This window comes from Kitasatospora sp. NPDC043949, assembly GCF_056435365.1.
Genome location: NZ_JBWKEQ010000001.1, coordinates 236,987 through 254,220, shown reverse-complemented (window position 1 = coordinate 254,220; position 17,234 = coordinate 236,987). Strand labels below are relative to the sequence as shown.

Below are 17,234 nucleotides of genomic sequence, written 5' to 3'. Positions count from 1 at the left end.
GAACGGGATGCTTTCTGAGTAGACGCAGGGTTTCCTGGGCCGTTTCGGAGTCTCTGCCCAATCAGAAATTGCGCGTCTCGGCCTCAACTGCCTTGCGGCCCCAAACCGCCGGTAGGTTGATGTTCATGCCGGTCAACCGGCACGGCCCCGGGTGTGGTTGCCCCACCACGCCCGGGGTCCCCACCGATTCGATCAAGAACGACGAGAATAGGCATGCTCGATCGATTTCGCGGCGGGCGGCAGTGTGACCTGCCGTGCTCCGATTCCCCTCAAGCTACCAGCAATTTCCTTTCCGGCCGGGCTCTGCGCTCGATCGGGGTAATTGATGTCGTTGCGCGTTTAAGCGGCGTGCTGGCGGTCCCCCTGCTCATCTGGGTTGTGCTGGGTGACGGCCCGGTCGCCGCCTCCCGGGTGGCCCTGCTTCTGTGCCTGCTGCGGTGCACCCGGGAGGTGGTGGTCCGGGTCCGGCGCGTGCGGGTGGTCTGAATTCTGAGGGGCGGTCCTTCTCCGACGGGGGGAGGACCGCCCTGCTTTCGTGGACGGGGTCATTGATGAGCGGCGAGGCGGAGGTATGCGGGCGTATCCATGGACCAGGACGTCGGGCTGCCCGCTGGTGCCCGGAGGTCGGGCGCGAAGTTCCCGGGCACGCAGCGGCTTCGAGGGTTTCGTGCAGTTGTACGGGCTGATGTACGGCCGGTATGCGCGGGCTCGCCTGGACGACGCGGAGCTCGGCGCGGAGGCGGTGGCGTGGACTCTGGGCTATGTCGAGGCCGACTGGGATTCGGTGCTGGCTAGCCCCGAGCCGACGGCGGTGAGCTGGGCTCTGCTGCGCGAGGCGGTGACGCGGCGCAGCGCGCCGGGCCGGCGCGGCGGTGACTGGTTGCACACTGTGCTGCCCGCACCTGCCGCGGACGCTGTTCTTCTGCGGTACCGGCTGGGCTTCGAACTGTCCGACGCCGCGCACCTGATGGGGGTGTGTGAGGGCGTCGTGGAGGTTGAGCTGCGGGCGGCGCTTCGCATGCTTGCCCGGACATGACACGAAGTCTCGACGTGCGGCGTTAAAATTTTAACGAACCATCAGAGATTCCTTCTGGGCGTGGGGTGGCGTGCGACCTGCGCGGATTTGCGCTTTGTTCGCCATGGCGCGCTACCGGGTGCTCCTCTCACCCGGTTGGCGTCATGGCGTAGCCGTGCGTGCCTGCTTACGATTGGTCTCCAACTCCCCGGGGAAACCCCTGGGTTGTCCGACCACGGAAGGGGCGCCGTGGGTACTGAGGATGGGCATGCGCATGCCATTAACACCTCGATCCCGAGTGCAGCACGCATGTACGACTGGCTACTGGGCGGAGAGCTCAACTTCGAAGCGGACCGCAAGGCCTGCCTGGACCTCCTGAAGATCGCTCCCAGCAGCCGCGAACTGGCCGTGAACAACCGGTGGTTCCTGGAACGTGTGGTCCGCTTCCTCGCCCGCGACTGCGGGATCACCCAGTTCGTCGACCATGGCTCGGGCCTGCCGACGAGGCCCAACGTGCACCAGGTCGCGCAGGATATCCACCCACAGGACGCCCGGGTCGCCTACATAGACATCGACCCGATCGTGATCGCGCACGGCCGCACGTCGCTGGACGTGAACAGCGGGACGCGCTTCATCGAGGCCAGCATGACCGACACCGAACGTATCGTCGAGCAGGCCTCCAGCGGCGGCTTCATCGACTTCGGCCGGCCCGTCGCCGCTCTCTACGTCTCGGTGATCCACTGTCTGAAGGATGCGGAGGAGCCCGCGGAGATGATCCGGCGCATGCGGGAGCGGCTGGCCCCCGGCAGTTACATGGTCATCTGCCAGTTGGTGAGCGACGACGAGACGGTCCGGGAGGACGTCACCAGACTGATGAGGGACGGCACCGGTGACCAGTGGGGCCGGGTCCGGGAGAAGCTGGACGTGCGGCGCTACTTCGATGGCCTGACCGTCCTGTCTCCGTACCTGGTGGACGTGACCCACTGGCGGCCGGACAATGAACTCCGCCTGCGCCGTGCGCAGCAGACCCACGAGTGGGTGGAGTTCGGAGGCGTCGCCCGAATCCCGTGAGGACGGGGCCCGTCAGCGGGCGAACCGCTGCCGGGCCGCCTTCATCATCTCCAGGCTCTCGTCGCGGCCGGCGGCCTGGCCCAGCAGCAGCGTCATGGTGGTGCTGTGGCGCTCGAACGACGGGGTGCCCTTCTCTTCCGGTTCGGCGCCATTGATGAAGTACTTGCTGCTCTCGCCGACCTCCATGTAGATCACGGAAGGCAGTCCTGTCGCTCCCTTGCCGAAATCGAGTCGTGTCATGGAGGCCAGGTCTGTCACGATCTGCTCGCCGTCCAGCGGGAGTACTCGGACCTGGATCCGGGGATCCCCGGCGACCTCGATGACATGGTCCAGTTGCTCGACCATCGTCTGTCGACTGCCGATCCGGCGGAGCAGCATGCTCTCGTCGAAGAGGAAGATGCACTCCGGGAGGTTGGCGAAGAGCTTCTCCTGCCGGTAGAGGCGCAGGCTCACCCTCCGTTCAATCTCGTCGGCGTCGAGCGGAGGCTGGCCGCTGGACATGACGGCCCTCATGTAGGCCTCGGTCTGAAGGAGTCCGGAGATGAAGGTGGGCTCGAAGGTCCACAGCCTGTCGGCTGCGGGCTCCAGCCCGACCAGCTGTTCCATGAAGGGGCGGACGGAGAGGCCCGCCTTCTGCCACGCCGACGGCTGGTGGGCTTGCTTGGTGAGTAGCATGAGCCACGCCCTCTGGGTGGGAGGCAGTTCGTAGAAGTCGGCGAGGAACTCCGCGTCCTGCGGTTGCGGCGGTACGGTTCCGCGTTCGAGTTTGCAAAGCTTCGAAGCCGACATCTTGCTGCCGACAGCGACATGGTTCTGCTGTAGACCTCGGCCCAGCCGCAGTGAGCGGAGTGTGGCGCTGACGACCACGGCTGCCACGGTGGGGTTCTGCTCCGGGTCGGCGTCCGGACGATTGGCCGGAACATATCGCTTGAATGCGTCGGAAGCACCAAAAACGGACACGCGGGCCCCAGTGTTGAGAGAGACCGGAAAGTAAACGGTCTCATCGTCTCATGAACCGGGGCCCGCGCGTTTGCTGATGCTATTCCCGCCTGAATACTAGGCGGTAATCAGGTGATCGAATTCCCCGTCCTTCGCGCCTGCCAGCAGGGCCCCCCACTCCCCGCCGGTGAACAGCAGGGCGGGGCCCTGCGCATCGCGCGAGTTCCGAACGGCGATCTCCCCGCCCCCAGTGAGCGCGACCTCCACACACTGGCCGTTCGCCGAGCTCGTGCTGCTCTTGATCCAGACCGCTTCGATCGAACCGGCCGGCATGCCGTTCCAGTAGACCGCCACTGCGACCATCCCCTCTCGTGTTCGATTAGCCAGGAGTCCAGAAAGATATGACTGGCCACCTGGCTGTGCAGGTGAATGCCTCAGGAAATTTCCCTCAGGAAATTTCCCGGGCGCGAGAATGAAGCGTAGTCACCGGAATTCGAACACTGGGCCCGCCAAACGGGTGAGCGAAATACTGTGGTGATAACACCGCCGAGGCGATGGAGAGAAAGGGAAGCGGCCGGAGTTGGTCACGGCGGATCTGGTGGTCTGGCCCGCGCGGGCAGAGGTCGGCCGGTGTGTCGACGCCTTCGGGCTGAACCGCCGGGACGACCGACTGCCACGGCCGTGATCGAGCTGGCCGGCGCCCGGCTCGGTGCACTCCGGTTCAGCTGGCGCCTGCCGGTGGTGGCCCTCAAGATGTGCGTCTCGCGGTACCGGCAGGCGCCGAGCCCAGGATAGCCAGAGCACTGTGCCGACCGGACCGCTGGGGGCGACCTTCGCAGTGCCTCGTCGGCACCCTCCTGGTGGGGAAGGTGCGGCGGCCCGGCACCGTGCTGGTGCCGGGCCCACAGGTTGGGCGAGGTGCTGCTACGACTGGCGGTTGCCGGGGCGACGGCGGTTCACGCTACGCCCCTTCGATGCGGGTGACCGGCGGGCCTGGGCCACGATCCGGACCTCGACGAACGGCTGCGGGGCTGCCGGGCCGCGGCGCCGGCGCGCGGCGGCGCGGTGCAGTTCGCCGACTCGCCGCGACGGGTACAGCGGGTCCGGGGCGGCCACCGCTGGCGCCGCCTCGGAGTCCGGTGCCGTCGTGAGGCTCGGCAGTCGGCCGGGCCGCCTGCGTTTCTGCGCCAGGGTCTGGCGCAGAAGGTCCAGAAGGATGCCGACGACCAGCATGGCCACCTTCATGGTGTTCGCGTTGGACCACAGCGATTCGAGGACGTGGTGCACGTCGTTCCCCCAGGAGTGTTGATCTTCGCCGGAGAGGTGAAGTTGTGTCGACTTGCCCGGCCCGTAGCCGGCCATGGTGGTGTGCTCGGGGGCACCCTCGGGCGTCCGGGCTGGTGTCGGCCCGGCGCTTCGCGCGTACGGGAGAGATGCCTCTAGCACCCGTTGGCCGACGGTTTCGGCAGGTGGGAGTAGCCGGTCATACTGGGGGTTGCTCCTGTTCGGTGAGATGGGCGGTGAGCTGCCGGCTCGCGGAGCCTGAGAAACGACGCGAGTGGCTGGTTGCGCCTGATGCCGGGGGTCCCCACCCCCGGCATCAGTTCTTGCTGGACCGGAAACCGGTGTCCGGGTCGGGCCAGACGACCTCGATGGAGAGGCTGGCGCACAGGTCGAGCAGGTCTGGGTACGGTTCGGACGGCAGGATGATGCCCATGGAGGCCGTGCCCCCCTGCCGCCAGCGGTAGTCCAGCAGCTGCCCGATCGCCTGGCGCACCGCGATGCGTGCGGCCGAGGACTTCACCTCGTAGATGGTCTGGGTGGTCTCGTCGAACAGGTCGACGAGACCACTGCCGGGTTCGTGCGGCACCGGAAGCGCGATCCGTGAGGTCCTGTGGCCGCGAGCGTGGAGATGGGCGATGAACCTTGCCACGAGGTCGGTCCCGTGATTCCGCGAAGGGGTCCGAGTGCCCAGGGCTTCGTTCGGGGGGCTGCTTCGCCAGGCCGCCTCCCGCTGACGTCGGGCGACCTGGCCCGGGTCTATGAACGGCACGTTGTCGGCGCCGACCGGGCGCAGCCTGAAGTTGATGACACGCCGGGCCTGGCCGTGCCGGTCCACCTCGTCCGCGTAGTAGTAGGGATCGTCTGCGGCGACCTCGAACTCGCCGATGTACTTGTAGAGGCGATCGCCGCCGATGAGGTGGGTGCCGCGGTCCTGGAAGACGTGGACGCGTCGCCCGTCCTCCTTGTGGTGGAGGAGGGCCTTGTTGCTCTGGGTGAACTGCTGGTCGCCCTTCGCGCCCTCGCCTACGTAGTGGAGGGTGCCATCCGGTGACAGGCCGGGGGCGGGGCTGCCGGGCTTGGGGGGGTCGATGAAGACCAGGATGCGGCCCCCCTTGGTCGGGGAGATCCCGCCCTGCAGCCGGCCGCCAAACAGGTTGTGGACCTGTCGACGGGTCAGCGTGTCACCCGGCCGAATGGATTCATTCATTATCTGCACCTCCTCCATGGTTGCGAAGATACCTGCTCACGCAGCTTAGCTCAAGTTCCTGGCTAAAGTTAGATGAGGATCTAGCCTTCCTGCCTGTCGAAGAGGGTCAGCGCCCGGCGGTACCTGCAGATTCCCGACTGCCGGACGAGGTTGAAGTGACGTCGATCACGCGCATCGGTCCCAGTCCACCGACGGCCCGACCGAACCGTCCGACCGGCGCGGCCCTGTAGGGGATCATGGGTGGTGGCGCGGGGGCGCACCACGGAGGACCTGCGCCCATGCCCCGCCCCACCCGGGCCCAGCGCGCCGCGATCGTTCAGCGGCGGGCCGATGCTGTCGAGCTGCGGCTTGCCGGCGCCGATCCGCTGACGGTCGGCCGGAAGCTCGCTGCTGATCCGGCCCTGAACTCTGATCGGGTCGCCTACCCGTTCGGGTACGGCTACGAGCTGTACTCCAAGGGCCGCCCCGGCCCGGACGACGACACCTTGGTGCGCTCGGTCAACCGAGACGTCACCCAGGCCCTCGACCACCGGCTTGCCGCCGCGCAGGCCGACGTCGAGGCGCTGCGTGTTTTGGAGGACGCCCGCCTCGACCGGCTGTTCCTCGTTGCCTACCGGCGGGCGGTGCGCGACGGCGAACTCCAGGCGATCGACCGGGCACTGCGGATCATGGAGCGCCGGGCCCGGCTCCTCGGCCTGGACCAGCCGGTGCGCACGGAGATCACCGGGCACGACGGCGGCCCGATCGAGGTTGCGGCGGACGCCACCAGCGACGAGCTGGCCGCGCTGATCGCCCTCACCGACCCGGCCGCCGCCCGGGACGAGGAGTGACCGGGGCCGACGGCCTGGTCGAGCAGTACCGCAGCCTCCCGGTCGAGCGGCGCAGGGCGATCGCCGAGCAGGCGTCGCCGGCGCTGCGCACCCGGCTCGCGGCGGTGGAGCGCGACATCGCGCTGCGGCACTCGCCGGGTTCGCTCGCCGCGGTCCTCACCGACGGCCGGGAGATGCAGGCCGCCCACCTCGACCTCGTCGACGACGCCTTCCGCCGCATCGCGGCAGGAGAAACGATCCGCCTGCTGCTGACGATGCCGCCGCGGCACGGCAAGTCGCGGCGGGCCGCGCGGTGGGCGCCGCTGTGGTACCTGCTCCAGCGGCCGGATCACCGGGTCATGATCGCGTCGTACTCGTCCGACCTCGCGGACGACCACGGCCGCTGGATCAGGGACGCGATCACCACGTGGGGTGACCGGCTCGGCATCACCCTGCACCCCGGCTCGAAGGCCGCGAACAGGTTCGACATCGCGGGCCGGGAGGGCGGGCTGATCGCCGCCGGTGTCGGTGGCGGCCTCACCGGCAAGGGCGCGCACCTGGCGATCGTCGACGACCCGATCAAGGACGACGCCGACGCTCAATCGCCCACTATGCGAAGGCGGTTGTGGGAGTGGTGGACGTCTGTCCTGCTCACCCGCGTGGAGCCCGAGGGCTCCGTCATCGTCATCCAGACCCGCTGGCACGAAGACGACCTTGCCGGGCGCATCCTCGCGGGGGAGACCGCGTCCGACTGGACGATCATCGACCTGCCCGCCATCGCGGACAGCGACGACGACGCCCTCGGCCGCAAGGTCGGCGAACCGCTGTGGCCAGCCCGGTACGGGAAGAAGGCACTCGCAGGTATCCGTCGGGCTGTCGGCGAGCGGGTCTGGTGGAGCCTGTTCATGCAGAAGCCCCGCCCCGTCGAGGGCGGGGTGTGGCGGCGGGCGTGGATCGACACCGCCCGGATCACCGCCGTCGAGTTTTCGGGCATCGAACTGGCCCGGGTGGTCGTCGCGGTCGACCCGTCCGGCGGCGACAGCTCTGTCAACGACGAGACCGGCATCGTCGGCCTCGGCCTCGACTACCAGGACCACCTGTACGTCGTCGCCGACGAGTCCGGCACCCTCGGCGCCAACGACTGGGGCCTCACCGCCTGCCGACTTGCGCTACGGCTGCGCGCCGACGCCGTCGTGGTCGAGGCGAACTACGGCGGCAACATGGCCCGCCAGATCCTTAGCCAGGCATGGGACCAACTCGCCCGCGAAGGCGAGACCCGCGGCCAGCTGATGCCGCTGATCGTCGAGGTCAACGCCAAGGTCGGCAAGAGACTCAGAGCGGAGCCGGTGGCGCAGCTGTACGAGCAGGGCCGGGTCCACCACGTCGGCCACTACCCGGAGCTGGAAGGGCAGATGGTGACCTGGGTCGCCGGGATGGACAGCCCCGACAGGATGGACGCCGCGGTGCACGGCCTGACCGAGCTGGCCGGCGCCGGGCAACTCGACGCCCTCGCGCAGGGCATGGACGACAACCGGCTGGCTGGTCGTCGGTGACCACCTGTCTAAGTGGGCCCGGGTGTAGCCCTAGGACTACACCTGGGCCCACCTGATCGGCGGGTCAGATGGGCAGAACTCCAGGTCCGGGTGGCCGGACGGTCATCGAAGCGTCAGCGGCTTATGTGCAGTCGGCCGCTCCCCAACTCGCCGCGGGCCATCTCTATGAACACGTGACGACAATCGCGGTGGGTGGGCTCTCCAGACGAGGAGGTGTTCCGCATGTGCGTGTGAAGTGACGCGGTGTAGTCATGTGCAGCCTGAACTGCCGTGTGCGAGCAGACCAGCTCGATGGCCTTCTTGGCCAGCCAGAGATCATGCAGCTTCTGGTCTTCGGGGTCGTCGGCAGCCGGTAGGCCAGAGTTCCGGCGGTCGAGTATCAACTCGACCTGCTGTGCAACGGCCAGGAAGCCGAGGATCGCTTCTTTGCGTTCGGTGCGCTCCATGTCCGAGCGGTGTTGCTGGTCACGCCGCAGCTCCACACGCGTCGCCAGGTGTTGCCCTACGAGTGTTCCGGTCGTCCCGAGGAGGACGCCGATCAGGGCGAGAACTGTGCTTCCAGTAGCTCCATCCACGGTGTATAGCTTGGCGATCGGCGGGCGCAGTCGATGGCGATTTCTGAAGAACGGTCGTCGCTTCGGTACCGCTCGAACCCACGCTCAGGATGCCTCCCGGGTCGTCGGCCGCTACGCCCAGCTCGCCGGCGTGCAGCGCGGTGAACGGCAAGGGGACGCGCAGCTGTGCGAAGCGGAGTGGCAAAGGTTCACGCCGGCGCAGAAGGTCATGGTCGACTGGCAGGGCTTCGACTACGGCTGCCTGACTCCGCCGTAGACCATCGGGCTTGCCGCAGAGCAGGCGGCCTGCACCGGCCGCCCAGTGACTGAGCCGCGTTGACCCGGAATCGCTGGCGTCTAGGCTGGTGGGCGGCGTGGGGCCTGGTTGCCTGGGAGGGCAGTACTCATGGGCCTGGGCCTGCGTGAGCTGATCATCGATGCGTGGTCGTGGCTGAACTACAAGCCGATCATGTCTCAGCCGCTGCGGCGCGGCGTCGGGCCGTTCGGTGAACTCACCTCCGGCTGGGTGCCGCTGGAGGACCTGCGTCGGCTCCAGACGTACAAGGTTTTGGCTGCCTACGACCAGAACCAGGCCGGGCAGGTGGCGTATGCGGATGGGGACGAGAAGGGTCTCGACCGGCGGGAGCTGGGCGACCCGGCGAAGCTGGTCGCGGCCGCGCTCGGTTACCTGCTGGGGCCGTCGCAGTCCATCGTCGTGCCGGGCGCCGAAGGCGACGGCGACGGCGCTGGGGTGGCGCCGCAGGCCGCACTCGCCCGCGAGGTGCAGGAGCGGCTGAGGGAGTGGGCGCGGCGGGAGCTGCTGCCGATGCGGATGCAGCAGTGCGAGCGGTCCGCGGTGCGCTATGGCGATGGCATCTATACGTTGGCCTGGGACGCGGCGGCCGGGCGGCCGCAGCTGCGCACGATGGACCCAGGCTGGTACTTCCCGGAGCGGACGGACGACGAGGCCGACGGCGGCGAGTTCCCCACGACGGTGCACTTCGCATGGGAGCTGCCCGAGGACCCGGCTACAGGCCGGAAGGCCAGGCTCCGGCGGATCACCTACGAGTTGGGGCCGATCGCTGGCGCGACCCGCTCGGTGGTCCCCGAGAAGGGCGGACCGCACAGGGAGTGGGCGACGGGGCAGGACGGGCAGATGGTGCTGCTGCCCGGAGACCGCGCGGACGCGGCCAGCGGCATGATCTCGCGCACTTACCCGTGGGCGCCGGACAAGCCGTCGCACACGACCTGCTACCTGACCGACGCCGAGTGGCTGCTTGAAGACCTCAAGGCCGCGCACACCGTCTACAACCTGCCCGCCGACAAGGCCCGCTACCGGGTTCGGCGCGACGGCGAAGTCCTCCAAGGGCTCGATCTACAAATCGACTTTGTGCCCGTCGTGCACATCACGAACAGCATCGTCGAGGTCGGTGAGCACTGGGGACAGCCGGTGATCTCCCGGGTGATGCAGGGTCTCGACGAACTGTCGGCCACGGACACGGACTCCTCGGCGGCCTCCGGCACGACCGGCGCGCCGATCGTCGCCCTGTCAGGGGTACGGCTGCCGAAGGACCGCAGCACCGGCGCCCCGGTGCCGCTCCGAGTTGAGGCGGGCACCGTGTGGTCGCTGAACGAGGGCGGGTCGATGAGCGCCCTGGACACGTCCTCGCAGCTACGGGAGCTGCGGGAGCGCACCAACCACCTCCTCGACCGCGTCGCAGGGAACTCCCGGCTCACCGCCTCCGGCCTCGGCGTGGTGAAGCCGTCAGAGGTGCCCTCCGGCTACGCCCTGTCGCTGTCGCTGGGCCCGCTGGGCTCCCTGGTGGGGGAGATGCGCCTCGCCCGAGCCCACAAGTACCAGCTGCTGTTCCGGATGGCCGGGAGGCTCTTCCAGGCCGGCCAGGTCGGCTGGCCCGCCGGGGAACTGCCAGCCGCTCAGATCGTGTGGGGCCCGCACCTGCCCACCGACAAGACGGAGGCCCTGGACCTCGCAGTGAAGGGTTACGAGGCCGGGCTGTTCAGCCTGGAGACCTGTGTGCGGATGCTCGCCGACGCGGGGTTCCCGATCACGGACATCACCGACGAGATCCGCCGCATCCAGGCCCGCTCCTTCGACTCGGCCGCCCGTCTCGCCGACGCCACCGGCGACACCCGGGTGGTACGAACCTTCCTCGGCCTGCCCGACGGAGGCCCTGACGTGCCCCCTGTGCCCCTCCCGGAGGCCTCCGGACAGAAGATCACCCCCGACGCCCCCAAGGGGCCTTAGATGGCCTTCCAAGACCCCGCGTGGCCAGGTCGGTTCGGGTGGGCTCTCCTGGCCCCCTGCGGCGTCAGCCGTGGGGGTTGGGGGGTAGGTAGGAGGTAGGAAGGAACAGGAAAGGAAGGGGTTCCCCCAGCGCAACCTGTTGGGTTCCCTTGGGGAAACCTGTTGGGTTTCCCCAAGGGAACCCACGGCCTCGCCCCCGTGTGGGTTCCCCCCGGGGAACCCACACGGGAGCGAGTGCAAGGCTCGTTGGCGGCCTGCTCGCCTCCGTCGCCCGGGTCGGGGAAGTAGCTACACTGATCACTGGCGCGGGGGCGCTGTTCCGGAGGAATCCGATGACTGCTCCCACCCCGCCCGCCGGAGACCCGGCCGCCGTGCAGCCTCCGGCCGCCACCGACCCGGGCAGCACCCTCATCACCCAGGACACCCTGTCGCGGCTCCTCAGCCGCGAAAAGGACCAGGGCTCCCGCGCCGGCGTGAAGAAGCTGGTCGCCGACCTCGGCTTCACCGACGCCGCCGCCCTCCAGGCATGGGTCGAGGCGCAGCGCACGGCCGAGCAGGCCGCCCTCGGCGAGGTCGAGCGCCGCGAGCAGGCCGCCGTGCAGCGCGAACAGGCCGCGCTCCAGCGTGAGCAGCAGGCCCTGGACCGCCTGAACCAGGCCGTGCGGCACGCCGCGCTGAGCCGCCTGGGTGCGACCGGCCAGGCTCTTGACGACGCGATCCGCCTTCTTGACGTGCCCGCCGACGCCGATCAGCAGGCCGTCACGGAGGCCGCGACGGTACTGGCCGACCGCCGCCCCGAGTTGTTCGGTGCGGGCGCGCCCGTTACGGCGCCGCCCGCGCCGAGCGGTTCGCCCGCCGGCGGGCCGCCGCCGCGCGGCCACGCCCCCGCGCCCGCCTCCGTCGGCCTGGACATGGCCAAGCGGCGCGGCTACCTCACGGCCTGACGTTGAGCGTCTGACCCGGCAGTGAACCGGGACCAGGGGACCACGCCCCGCACCCCCGCACGTGGACGGCACCACCAGCAGGTGAGTGCGTGACCGCCAGCTCCCGCAAAGGCGATCACACCTTGACCACCCAGCCGATCACCACCTCGGCGACGTACACCGCCGGACGCCCGTGGCTGGCGTCCACCCACGGCACCGACCAGACCGAGACCGTCACCATCGACGCGTCGAAGCTGACCGCCGGCACCCACTACGTCGCGTCCACCGACTCCACCCAGCCCTACAGCCGCCTCGTGTCCGGCCTGCCTCTCGGTCGGATCACCGCGTCTGGCCTGTACGGCCCGTACGACCCGGCCGCCACCGACGGTCGCCAGGTCCTCGCGGGCCTGGTCTTCGACGAGGCGCTGTTTGCCCCGGGCCAGCCGCGAATCCCGTGCGCCCTGCTGTGGCACGGCGCCGCCCGAGCGTCCAAGATCCCCGGCGGGATCGACACCGCCAAGATCGCGGCGTCGCCTGGCGGCGCTCTGATCCGGTGGGTTCAGGGGGTCTGAGCGATGACGATTCAGGACCTCGTCAAGGGCGTGTCCGCGGCCGATCTCACCACCTTCGCCCGCGCCATCCCCTCCCCGTCCGACTTCCTGCTGACCTCCACGGTGTTTCCGACTCTGGTCACCCCGGAGGTGAAGTGGCGGATCAAGCAGAACGGCCGACGCGTCAACACCGCCAAGTACCGCGCCTACGACTCCAGTGTGGCGTTCGCCGACCGCACAGCGTGGGAGAGCACGCGCGAAGGCCTGCTCCCCGCCCTGGGCCAGAAGCTCATCGTCGGTGAGCAGCAGCAGATCCTCCTGGAGCAGGCGCACGGCGCCGACCAGGACCGGCTGCTGGAGCTGCTGTTCGACGATGTTGAGCGCCACATCGAGGCGATCCGCTCCCGGCTCGAACTCGCCGCCGGCGACGTGCTGCTGGACGGCCGGTTCACCCTCGACGCGGCGACCGAGAACGGCCTCAGCATCGAGATCGACTTCAACGTGCCCGCCGGGAACATGCCGGTCGCGCCGAAGCCGTGGTCGGACCCGACGTCGGACCCGCTCGCCGACGAACTCGGCTGGATGTCCTACCTGGACGACCTCGGCGCGCCCGAGCCGGAGATGGTCATCACCAGCAAGAGGGCGTTCAGCCAGCTCGCCCGCAACAACGCCTACCGGGCCGCCTACTACCGCTCCGTCAACCCCTCCAACACCCCGACCCGAACCCTGACCGTGTCCGAGGTCAACGCCGTGCGCGGGGACTACGGCCTGCCGCCGGTCACCCTCTACAAGGCGCAGGTCAACGTCGACGGGACCGCCACCAAGGTCCTGCCCGACGACCGGTGGATCATGCTCCCCCCGGACCGCGCGAAGTGGGGCCAGACCCTCTACGGCATCACCGCCGAAGCCCTGGTCCTCTCCCGCGGAACCAACCCCGAGATCATGAAGGAGGACGCCCCCGGCATCATCCTCACCCGCGGCGTCCAGGACGACCCGGTGCAGATCTGGACCAAGGGCGCGGCCGTCGCCATGCCGGTCCTGCACACCCCGGACTGCCACATCGTGGCCAAGGTCCTGTGATGGGCAAGCGGCGCCTGGCCCACGCGGTCCACCTCGACCACCCCGGCACCGGGGAACACCTCGTCCTGCTGCCCGACCACATCCCGCCCCGGGAACTGGCCGCCCTCATCACCAACCCCGACGCCTGGCAGCCCTCCGAAGACGACGAGGACGACCCGGACGACCAGGGCGACGAGGAGCCGGAGGCCAAGACCACCCGGGCCCGCAAGGCCAGCGCGGACACCGAGTAGCCCGATCCGCCGGACCGGCACCCTTCACCAGGGTGCCGGTCCGGCACCGCCCGCTGCCGGACAACGCCTCAACGGGAACACCGCCATGCCCCTGTCCCTCACGATCACTCCTCTCGGGTTCCGCGAGGCGTGCGAGGCCGTCGAACGCCTCCACCGCCACCACCGCCGCCCCCGCGGCCACAAGTTCTCCATCGGCGTGACCGCTGGCTCCGAACTCGTCGGCGTCGCCATCATCGGGCGCCCCGTCGCGAGGGCCCTCGACGACGGACGGACTCTGGAAGTGACACGGCTGGCCACCGACGGAACCCCCAACGCGTGCTCAGCCCTCTACGGCGCCGCATGGCGGGCAGCCCGCGCCTGCGGATACCGGCGGATGATCACCTACACCCACGCCTGCGAACCAGGCACCAGCCTGCGAGCAGCAGGGTGGAGACGCGTCGGAGACCGAGCCCCCCGCAGCGGCTGGGACACCCCGTCCAGGCCCCGCCACGACCACGGCCTCGACAACGTCGCACGAACCCTGTGGGAGACCACGACCCCCGACCACTCGTACTCGTAGGAGAAGCGCATGGAACCGACCGTCCTCGCCTGGCTCCACGCCCAACTCGGCACCGCCACCCCCACCGACGACCTCACCACCCGCTACCAGCGCCTCCACACCGCCCGCGCCGTCGCCACCGAAGTCCTGACCGAACGCCGCGCCACCCTCCTCGCCGACCCGCTGCGCCTCGTCGTGGACGGCGTGGTCACCGTGGACCGCACGGCCAACCTGACCGGCGTCGAACGTCAACTCGCCCAGCTCCAGACCACCCTGGGGCCCGATGAGGCCGCGCCCGGCGACGACATCACCCCCCACCTCGACACCGGCACCCTCGTGCCCGCTCGCCGCACCCGATGAACCGCACCGCCGACACCACCACGGACGAGCCGGACGACGCGGCGGACGTTCCCGGCGAACTCGACAACGCCTGGCAGCAGTTGGCCGCCGCCCAGGCCGCCGTCCTCGCCGCACTCACCCAGGGCCGCCGCACCGCCCGCCTGGCCGCCACTCTCGCCGACTTCGCCGACGCCGTCCGCACCTTCCACCACACCGTGGACGGCGTGATCCGCGACTACGCGCACCGCGAGGTCCCCCACCTCTACGAGCAGGCCGCCCGGGACGCCGCCGCGAGCCTCGGCCGCACCTTCGACTGGACCCCGGCCCACCAGGACGCCCTACGGGCCCTGAGCGCCGACACCTACACCGAACTGCTGCACCGCGCCCAGGAGAGCGTCCGCACAGCGGGCGCCTTCTACCGGGCCGCCCGCTCCGCAGCCCGCCATGACCTCCCCCTCCTCACCGCAGACCGCGCCGGCGCCACGACCGCAGCCCGCTCCCTCGCAGACCGCCTCGCCGCCGCCTACCGCCTCGACCGCGTCGTCTACCGCAACGGCACGCGCATGCCCGTCCGGGCCTGGGCCGAAGCCGCCCTCGCCGCCCGCTCCGCCGTCGCCCACAACGCCGGCACCCTCAACACCGCCCGCGCGTACGGCATCCACCAGGTCGAGGTCTACGACGGCCACGACTGCGGATGGACCAGCCACCCCGACCCCGACAAGGCCACCCGCACCCTTCGCACAGTCGAGGAAGCCGCCGAGTGGCCCATCTCCCACCCCCGATGCAGTCGAACGTTCGGTCCGCACCCGGATGCCGAAGATGACTACGCCGCTGTGGCAGGCCAGCCGTAGCGGGAGAACGCGGGGCCGCCGTCTCGGTACGCGGCCAGCGCCAGCGTGGCGGTCGGGAACGCGGGCTCGGGAAGACGGTCCACAGCCATCCACTGGGCGGCCAGGTGCTTGTCGGGCTCAGCGTTGGTAAGTTCGCCGGTCCACTTGTCGGTCGCGAAGACGAAGAGGACGAACTGTCCGGCCCGGTCCCAGCCCTGTTCGACGTGGACGACGTGAATGAGTTCGAGGTCCACCGGGTCGACGAGCAGGCCGGTCTCCTCCTTGAGCTCGCGGGCGGCTGCCTGGTCGAGGAATTCGCCGGGTTCCGCCTTGCCCCCGGGGACGGTCCAGGCGGGGTGTGGGGACCAGTTACGGGCGGCGTAGTGCAAGGCGGCGATCGTGTCGGTGTCCTTGTCGTGGACGATCACGCAGACCGCGTTGCGGCTGTTCATCACGCTGGTGTTCGTCACGGTGTCCACTCCTTGTCGAAGCGTCGAAGGATGTCGATGGTCCAGGCCGGCCTGATCGCGTGCCAGCTGAACTCGTAGCCGTTGGTGCCGTGGTAGGGCGTGGTGAGGATGTGGTGGAACTCGCACCACGCGGCGAACTCGCGCCAGAAGCATCCGGGAAGACCGTGCTGCCTGGGGTGGCGGTTGTAGGCGTCCACGGTCCGCCGGATGGTGTCCTCGGGTAGTGGGCCGGTGGTCATGGCGGTAGTGACGACGATCTTGGCGAGGTCGTAGCCGAAGGGGGCGAGGGTGAGGGAGTCGAAGTCGATGACGGCGACCGTGGCGTCGGCCACGAGGAAGTTGCGGGGATTGGCGTCCTTGTAGAAGGCGGCGGGCATTGTGGCGGCCCGCTCCAGCCAGCCGTCGATCGCCTCACGGGTCAGGGCCGGGCCCGGCACGGTGCCGGTGGCCAGGAGGTTGTGAAGGCGTTCGCGACGGCTGTCGGCGAATCCGGCGATCGTGACGTCGCCGCTGGTGTGGGTTGCCTCCAAGCGGGCAGCGTGCAGGTCGCGGGTGTGGGCGGTGGTGTGCTGGCGGCCGAGCAGATCGGCCAGGATCACAAGGTCGTCGGCGGTGCCGTGGTGGCCGTCAAGATGCTCGAAGTCGATGGCGGCGGGACGGACTTGGACGAGCGCGGGGATACGCACGTCGGGATTGGCGCGGGCGATCCACCGATAGTGGGCCAGGGCCCGATGCTGGAGCTGGGGGGTCGTGTAGGTCTTGGTGAAAGTCCTCATCGGCGGGCGGCCATGACATAGGTGACGGTGGAGGTGGTCTCCAGCGGTCCGTCGCCGACGGTCTCCCGAAGCCGGTGGGCGATCTCGGTGGGGTCATGCGGGAGTTGGTACTTGGGGTTGGTGGCCGCGTAGGCGGCGATGTGGTCGGCGTCGGCGAAGCGGAAGCGGTGTTCGTGGTGGATCACCTGCTGCACATCGAGGCAGGTGGCCACGATGTCGGCCTGGTTGTGGCTGTGGAAGGTCTCGTACAGGCTTGGCCGGCTCGCGGCCTCAGAGTCCAGGCCGCTGGCGGCGATCACCTCGTCCAGGGCGCGGTAGCTGTCGGCGGACTTGGTGACCGTGATCGACAGGCCTCCGGGGGCCAGACAGCGGGCGATCTCCGCGATCACGGTGGCGGGCCTGGGCGAGTGGTAGAGGCAGAAGGCGGCCGTGGCCACCGACACCGAGGAGTTGGGCAGGGCGATCGCGTGGAAGTCGCCCCGCATGATCTCCACGCCCGTGTGCCCGGCGAGCCTGCTCTCGGCTTCGGAGAGGAGGGCGGCGGACTGGTCGAAGGCGACGAGGCAGGGCGGGGCGAGTCGTTCGGCGAGGGCGACGGTGGTGGTGCCACGTCCGCAGCCGATGTCGAGGACGGTGCCGCGCAGGCCGGTGGCGGCGAGGTTGGCGATGACCGTGGCGGGGTGGGGGCCTGCGGTCTTGGCGCGGGCCAGGGCGCTGGTGCGCTGGGTGATGCGGTCGGCGTCGGCGTACAGGTCGTGGCGGACGCGGTCGGTGTCGAGGAACGGGTTGGCGGTCATGG

General features: G+C 69.6%; 22 protein-coding genes and 1 pseudogene. 14 read left to right on the top strand and 9 right to left on the bottom strand.

Annotated features, from left to right (window positions below; genetic code table 11):
- The first annotated feature begins 213 nt into the window (after positions 1-213).
- From AC07AL_RS01295 to AC07AL_RS01285, 3 genes are all read left to right on the top strand, one after another.
- Entirely contained in the window at positions 214-486 is a 273-nt protein-coding gene (locus tag AC07AL_RS01295) for a hypothetical protein (RefSeq protein WP_478316401.1), read from the top strand.
- A gap of 187 nt (positions 487-673) precedes the next feature.
- Complete coding sequence (locus AC07AL_RS01290) at positions 674-1,036, top strand: hypothetical protein (protein ID WP_478316399.1); 363 nt, start codon at positions 674-676, stop codon at positions 1,034-1,036.
- Between the two features lie 228 nt (positions 1,037-1,264).
- A complete protein-coding gene (locus tag AC07AL_RS01285) occupies positions 1,265-2,086 on the top strand; it encodes an SAM-dependent methyltransferase (protein ID WP_478316398.1) in 822 nt (273 codons plus the stop codon).
- Between the two features lie 12 nt (positions 2,087-2,098).
- On the opposite strand, the gene AC07AL_RS01280 is transcribed toward AC07AL_RS01285, so the two are convergent.
- From AC07AL_RS01280 to AC07AL_RS01260, 5 genes and pseudogenes are all read right to left on the bottom strand, one after another.
- Positions 2,099-2,761: a DUF5753 domain-containing protein gene (locus AC07AL_RS01280; protein ID WP_478316509.1), complete on the bottom strand. Its 663-nt coding sequence runs from the start codon at positions 2,759-2,761 to the stop codon at positions 2,099-2,101.
- 12 nt (positions 2,762-2,773) lie between these two features.
- Positions 2,774-2,953: pseudogene (locus AC07AL_RS01275) on the bottom strand (helix-turn-helix domain-containing protein); the annotation flags it as partial.
- 189 nt (positions 2,954-3,142) lie between these two features.
- The gene (locus tag AC07AL_RS01270; RefSeq protein WP_478316396.1) at positions 3,143-3,388 is read right to left on the bottom strand and encodes a DUF397 domain-containing protein; all 246 of its coding nucleotides are present in this window, start codon (positions 3,386-3,388) and stop codon (positions 3,143-3,145) included.
- Between the two features lie 561 nt (positions 3,389-3,949).
- Positions 3,950-4,387 carry a hypothetical protein gene (locus AC07AL_RS01265; RefSeq protein ID WP_478316395.1) on the bottom strand — a complete coding sequence of 146 codons (438 nt, stop codon included), beginning with the start codon at positions 4,385-4,387 and terminating at the stop codon, positions 3,950-3,952.
- Positions 4,388-4,625: 238 nt separating this feature from the next.
- A complete protein-coding gene (locus AC07AL_RS01260; RefSeq protein WP_478316393.1) occupies positions 4,626-5,534 on the bottom strand; it encodes an SRA domain-containing endonuclease in 909 nt (302 codons plus the stop codon).
- A 260-nt stretch (positions 5,535-5,794) separates the two neighbouring features.
- Between AC07AL_RS01260 and AC07AL_RS01255 the strand changes: the two genes are divergently transcribed.
- Together AC07AL_RS01255 and AC07AL_RS01250 are read left to right on the top strand one after the other, a co-directional pair.
- Entirely contained in the window at positions 5,795-6,346 is a 552-nt protein-coding gene (locus tag AC07AL_RS01255; protein WP_478316392.1) for a hypothetical protein, read from the top strand.
- Positions 6,343-7,878: a terminase large subunit domain-containing protein gene (locus AC07AL_RS01250; RefSeq protein WP_478316390.1), complete on the top strand. Its 1,536-nt coding sequence runs from the start codon at positions 6,343-6,345 to the stop codon at positions 7,876-7,878. Before AC07AL_RS01255 ends, AC07AL_RS01250 begins: the two co-directional genes overlap by 4 nt.
- A gap of 113 nt (positions 7,879-7,991) precedes the next feature.
- Here the strand turns inward: AC07AL_RS01250 and AC07AL_RS01245 are convergent, their stop codons facing one another.
- Complete coding sequence (locus AC07AL_RS01245) at positions 7,992-8,324, bottom strand: hypothetical protein (protein ID WP_478316389.1); 333 nt, start codon at positions 8,322-8,324, stop codon at positions 7,992-7,994.
- A 139-nt stretch (positions 8,325-8,463) separates the two neighbouring features.
- Here AC07AL_RS01245 and AC07AL_RS01240 point away from each other — a divergent pair, with 139 nt between their 5' ends.
- The 9 genes from AC07AL_RS01240 to AC07AL_RS01200 all read left to right on the top strand — a co-directional run bounded on the left by AC07AL_RS01240 (position 8,464) and on the right by AC07AL_RS01200 (position 15,210).
- Positions 8,464-8,709, top strand: coding sequence for a hypothetical protein (locus tag AC07AL_RS01240; protein ID WP_478316387.1), 246 nt, complete (start codon positions 8,464-8,466; stop codon positions 8,707-8,709).
- Between the two features lie 129 nt (positions 8,710-8,838).
- A complete protein-coding gene (locus AC07AL_RS01235) occupies positions 8,839-10,698 on the top strand; it encodes a hypothetical protein (protein WP_478316385.1) in 1,860 nt (619 codons plus the stop codon).
- 332 nt (positions 10,699-11,030) lie between these two features.
- Entirely contained in the window at positions 11,031-11,642 is a 612-nt protein-coding gene (locus AC07AL_RS01230; protein WP_478316383.1) for a hypothetical protein, read from the top strand.
- 122 nt (positions 11,643-11,764) lie between these two features.
- Positions 11,765-12,193 carry a head decoration protein gene (locus tag AC07AL_RS01225; RefSeq protein ID WP_478316382.1) on the top strand — a complete coding sequence of 143 codons (429 nt, stop codon included), beginning with the start codon at positions 11,765-11,767 and terminating at the stop codon, positions 12,191-12,193.
- 3 nt (positions 12,194-12,196) lie between these two features.
- Positions 12,197-13,252: a major capsid protein gene (locus AC07AL_RS01220; RefSeq protein WP_478316380.1), complete on the top strand. Its 1,056-nt coding sequence runs from the start codon at positions 12,197-12,199 to the stop codon at positions 13,250-13,252.
- Positions 13,252-13,482 carry a hypothetical protein gene (locus tag AC07AL_RS01215; protein WP_478316378.1) on the top strand — a complete coding sequence of 77 codons (231 nt, stop codon included), beginning with the start codon at positions 13,252-13,254 and terminating at the stop codon, positions 13,480-13,482. The genes AC07AL_RS01220 and AC07AL_RS01215 overlap by 1 nt, the downstream gene beginning before the upstream one ends.
- 85 nt (positions 13,483-13,567) lie before the next feature.
- Positions 13,568-14,041, top strand: coding sequence for an XF1762 family protein (locus AC07AL_RS01210; protein WP_478316376.1), 474 nt, complete (start codon positions 13,568-13,570; stop codon positions 14,039-14,041).
- A 9-nt stretch (positions 14,042-14,050) separates the two neighbouring features.
- A complete protein-coding gene (locus tag AC07AL_RS01205) occupies positions 14,051-14,380 on the top strand; it encodes a hypothetical protein (RefSeq protein WP_478316374.1) in 330 nt (109 codons plus the stop codon).
- Entirely contained in the window at positions 14,377-15,210 is an 834-nt protein-coding gene (locus tag AC07AL_RS01200; RefSeq protein WP_478316372.1) for a hypothetical protein, read from the top strand. The genes AC07AL_RS01205 and AC07AL_RS01200 overlap by 4 nt, the downstream gene beginning before the upstream one ends.
- Here AC07AL_RS01200 and AC07AL_RS01195 read toward each other — a convergent pair.
- Genes AC07AL_RS01195 through AC07AL_RS01185 form a run of 3 tightly spaced genes read right to left on the bottom strand, consistent with a single transcriptional unit; the run spans position 15,183 to position 17,232 of the window.
- Positions 15,183-15,659, bottom strand: coding sequence for an NUDIX domain-containing protein (locus AC07AL_RS01195; RefSeq protein ID WP_478316370.1), 477 nt, complete (start codon positions 15,657-15,659; stop codon positions 15,183-15,185). The two genes, AC07AL_RS01200 and AC07AL_RS01195, sit on opposite strands and share 28 nt — an antisense overlap.
- Complete coding sequence (locus AC07AL_RS01190; RefSeq protein ID WP_478316368.1) at positions 15,656-16,435, bottom strand: phosphotransferase; 780 nt, start codon at positions 16,433-16,435, stop codon at positions 15,656-15,658. The genes AC07AL_RS01195 and AC07AL_RS01190 overlap by 4 nt, the downstream gene beginning before the upstream one ends.
- On the bottom strand, positions 16,432-17,232 hold the full coding sequence (locus AC07AL_RS01185; protein ID WP_478316366.1) for a class I SAM-dependent methyltransferase: 801 nt from the start codon (positions 17,230-17,232) through the stop codon (positions 16,432-16,434). The genes AC07AL_RS01190 and AC07AL_RS01185 overlap by 4 nt, the downstream gene beginning before the upstream one ends.
- Positions 17,233-17,234: the final 2 nt, after the last annotated feature.

Excerpts from the sequence above, each read along its gene's own strand:
- AC07AL_RS01295 (WP_478316401.1), top strand. The coding sequence starts at position 214 with ATGCTCGATCGATTTCGCGGCGGGCGGCAGTGTGACCTGCCGTGCTCC.
- AC07AL_RS01280 (WP_478316509.1), bottom strand. The coding sequence starts at position 2,761 with ATGCTACTCACCAAGCAAGCCCACCAGCCGTCGGCGTGGCAGAAGGCG.
- AC07AL_RS01270 (WP_478316396.1), bottom strand. The coding sequence starts at position 3,388 with ATGGTCGCAGTGGCGGTCTACTGGAACGGCATGCCGGCCGGTTCGATC.
- AC07AL_RS01265 (WP_478316395.1), bottom strand. The coding sequence starts at position 4,387 with ATGGCCGGCTACGGGCCGGGCAAGTCGACACAACTTCACCTCTCCGGC.
- AC07AL_RS01260 (WP_478316393.1), bottom strand. The coding sequence starts at position 5,534 with ATGGAGGAGGTGCAGATAATGAATGAATCCATTCGGCCGGGTGACACG.
- AC07AL_RS01255 (WP_478316392.1), top strand. The coding sequence starts at position 5,795 with ATGCCCCGCCCCACCCGGGCCCAGCGCGCCGCGATCGTTCAGCGGCGG.
- AC07AL_RS01245 (WP_478316389.1), bottom strand. The coding sequence starts at position 8,324 with ATGGAGCGCACCGAACGCAAAGAAGCGATCCTCGGCTTCCTGGCCGTT.
- AC07AL_RS01235 (WP_478316385.1), top strand. The coding sequence starts at position 8,839 with ATGGGCCTGGGCCTGCGTGAGCTGATCATCGATGCGTGGTCGTGGCTG.
- AC07AL_RS01230 (WP_478316383.1), top strand. The coding sequence starts at position 11,031 with ATGACTGCTCCCACCCCGCCCGCCGGAGACCCGGCCGCCGTGCAGCCT.
- AC07AL_RS01220 (WP_478316380.1), top strand. The coding sequence starts at position 12,197 with ATGACGATTCAGGACCTCGTCAAGGGCGTGTCCGCGGCCGATCTCACC.
- AC07AL_RS01215 (WP_478316378.1), top strand. The coding sequence starts at position 13,252 with ATGGGCAAGCGGCGCCTGGCCCACGCGGTCCACCTCGACCACCCCGGC.
- AC07AL_RS01210 (WP_478316376.1), top strand. The coding sequence starts at position 13,568 with ATGCCCCTGTCCCTCACGATCACTCCTCTCGGGTTCCGCGAGGCGTGC.
- AC07AL_RS01205 (WP_478316374.1), top strand. The coding sequence starts at position 14,051 with ATGGAACCGACCGTCCTCGCCTGGCTCCACGCCCAACTCGGCACCGCC.
- AC07AL_RS01200 (WP_478316372.1), top strand. The coding sequence starts at position 14,377 with ATGAACCGCACCGCCGACACCACCACGGACGAGCCGGACGACGCGGCG.
- AC07AL_RS01190 (WP_478316368.1), bottom strand. The coding sequence starts at position 16,435 with ATGAGGACTTTCACCAAGACCTACACGACCCCCCAGCTCCAGCATCGG.
- AC07AL_RS01185 (WP_478316366.1), bottom strand. The coding sequence starts at position 17,232 with ATGACCGCCAACCCGTTCCTCGACACCGACCGCGTCCGCCACGACCTG.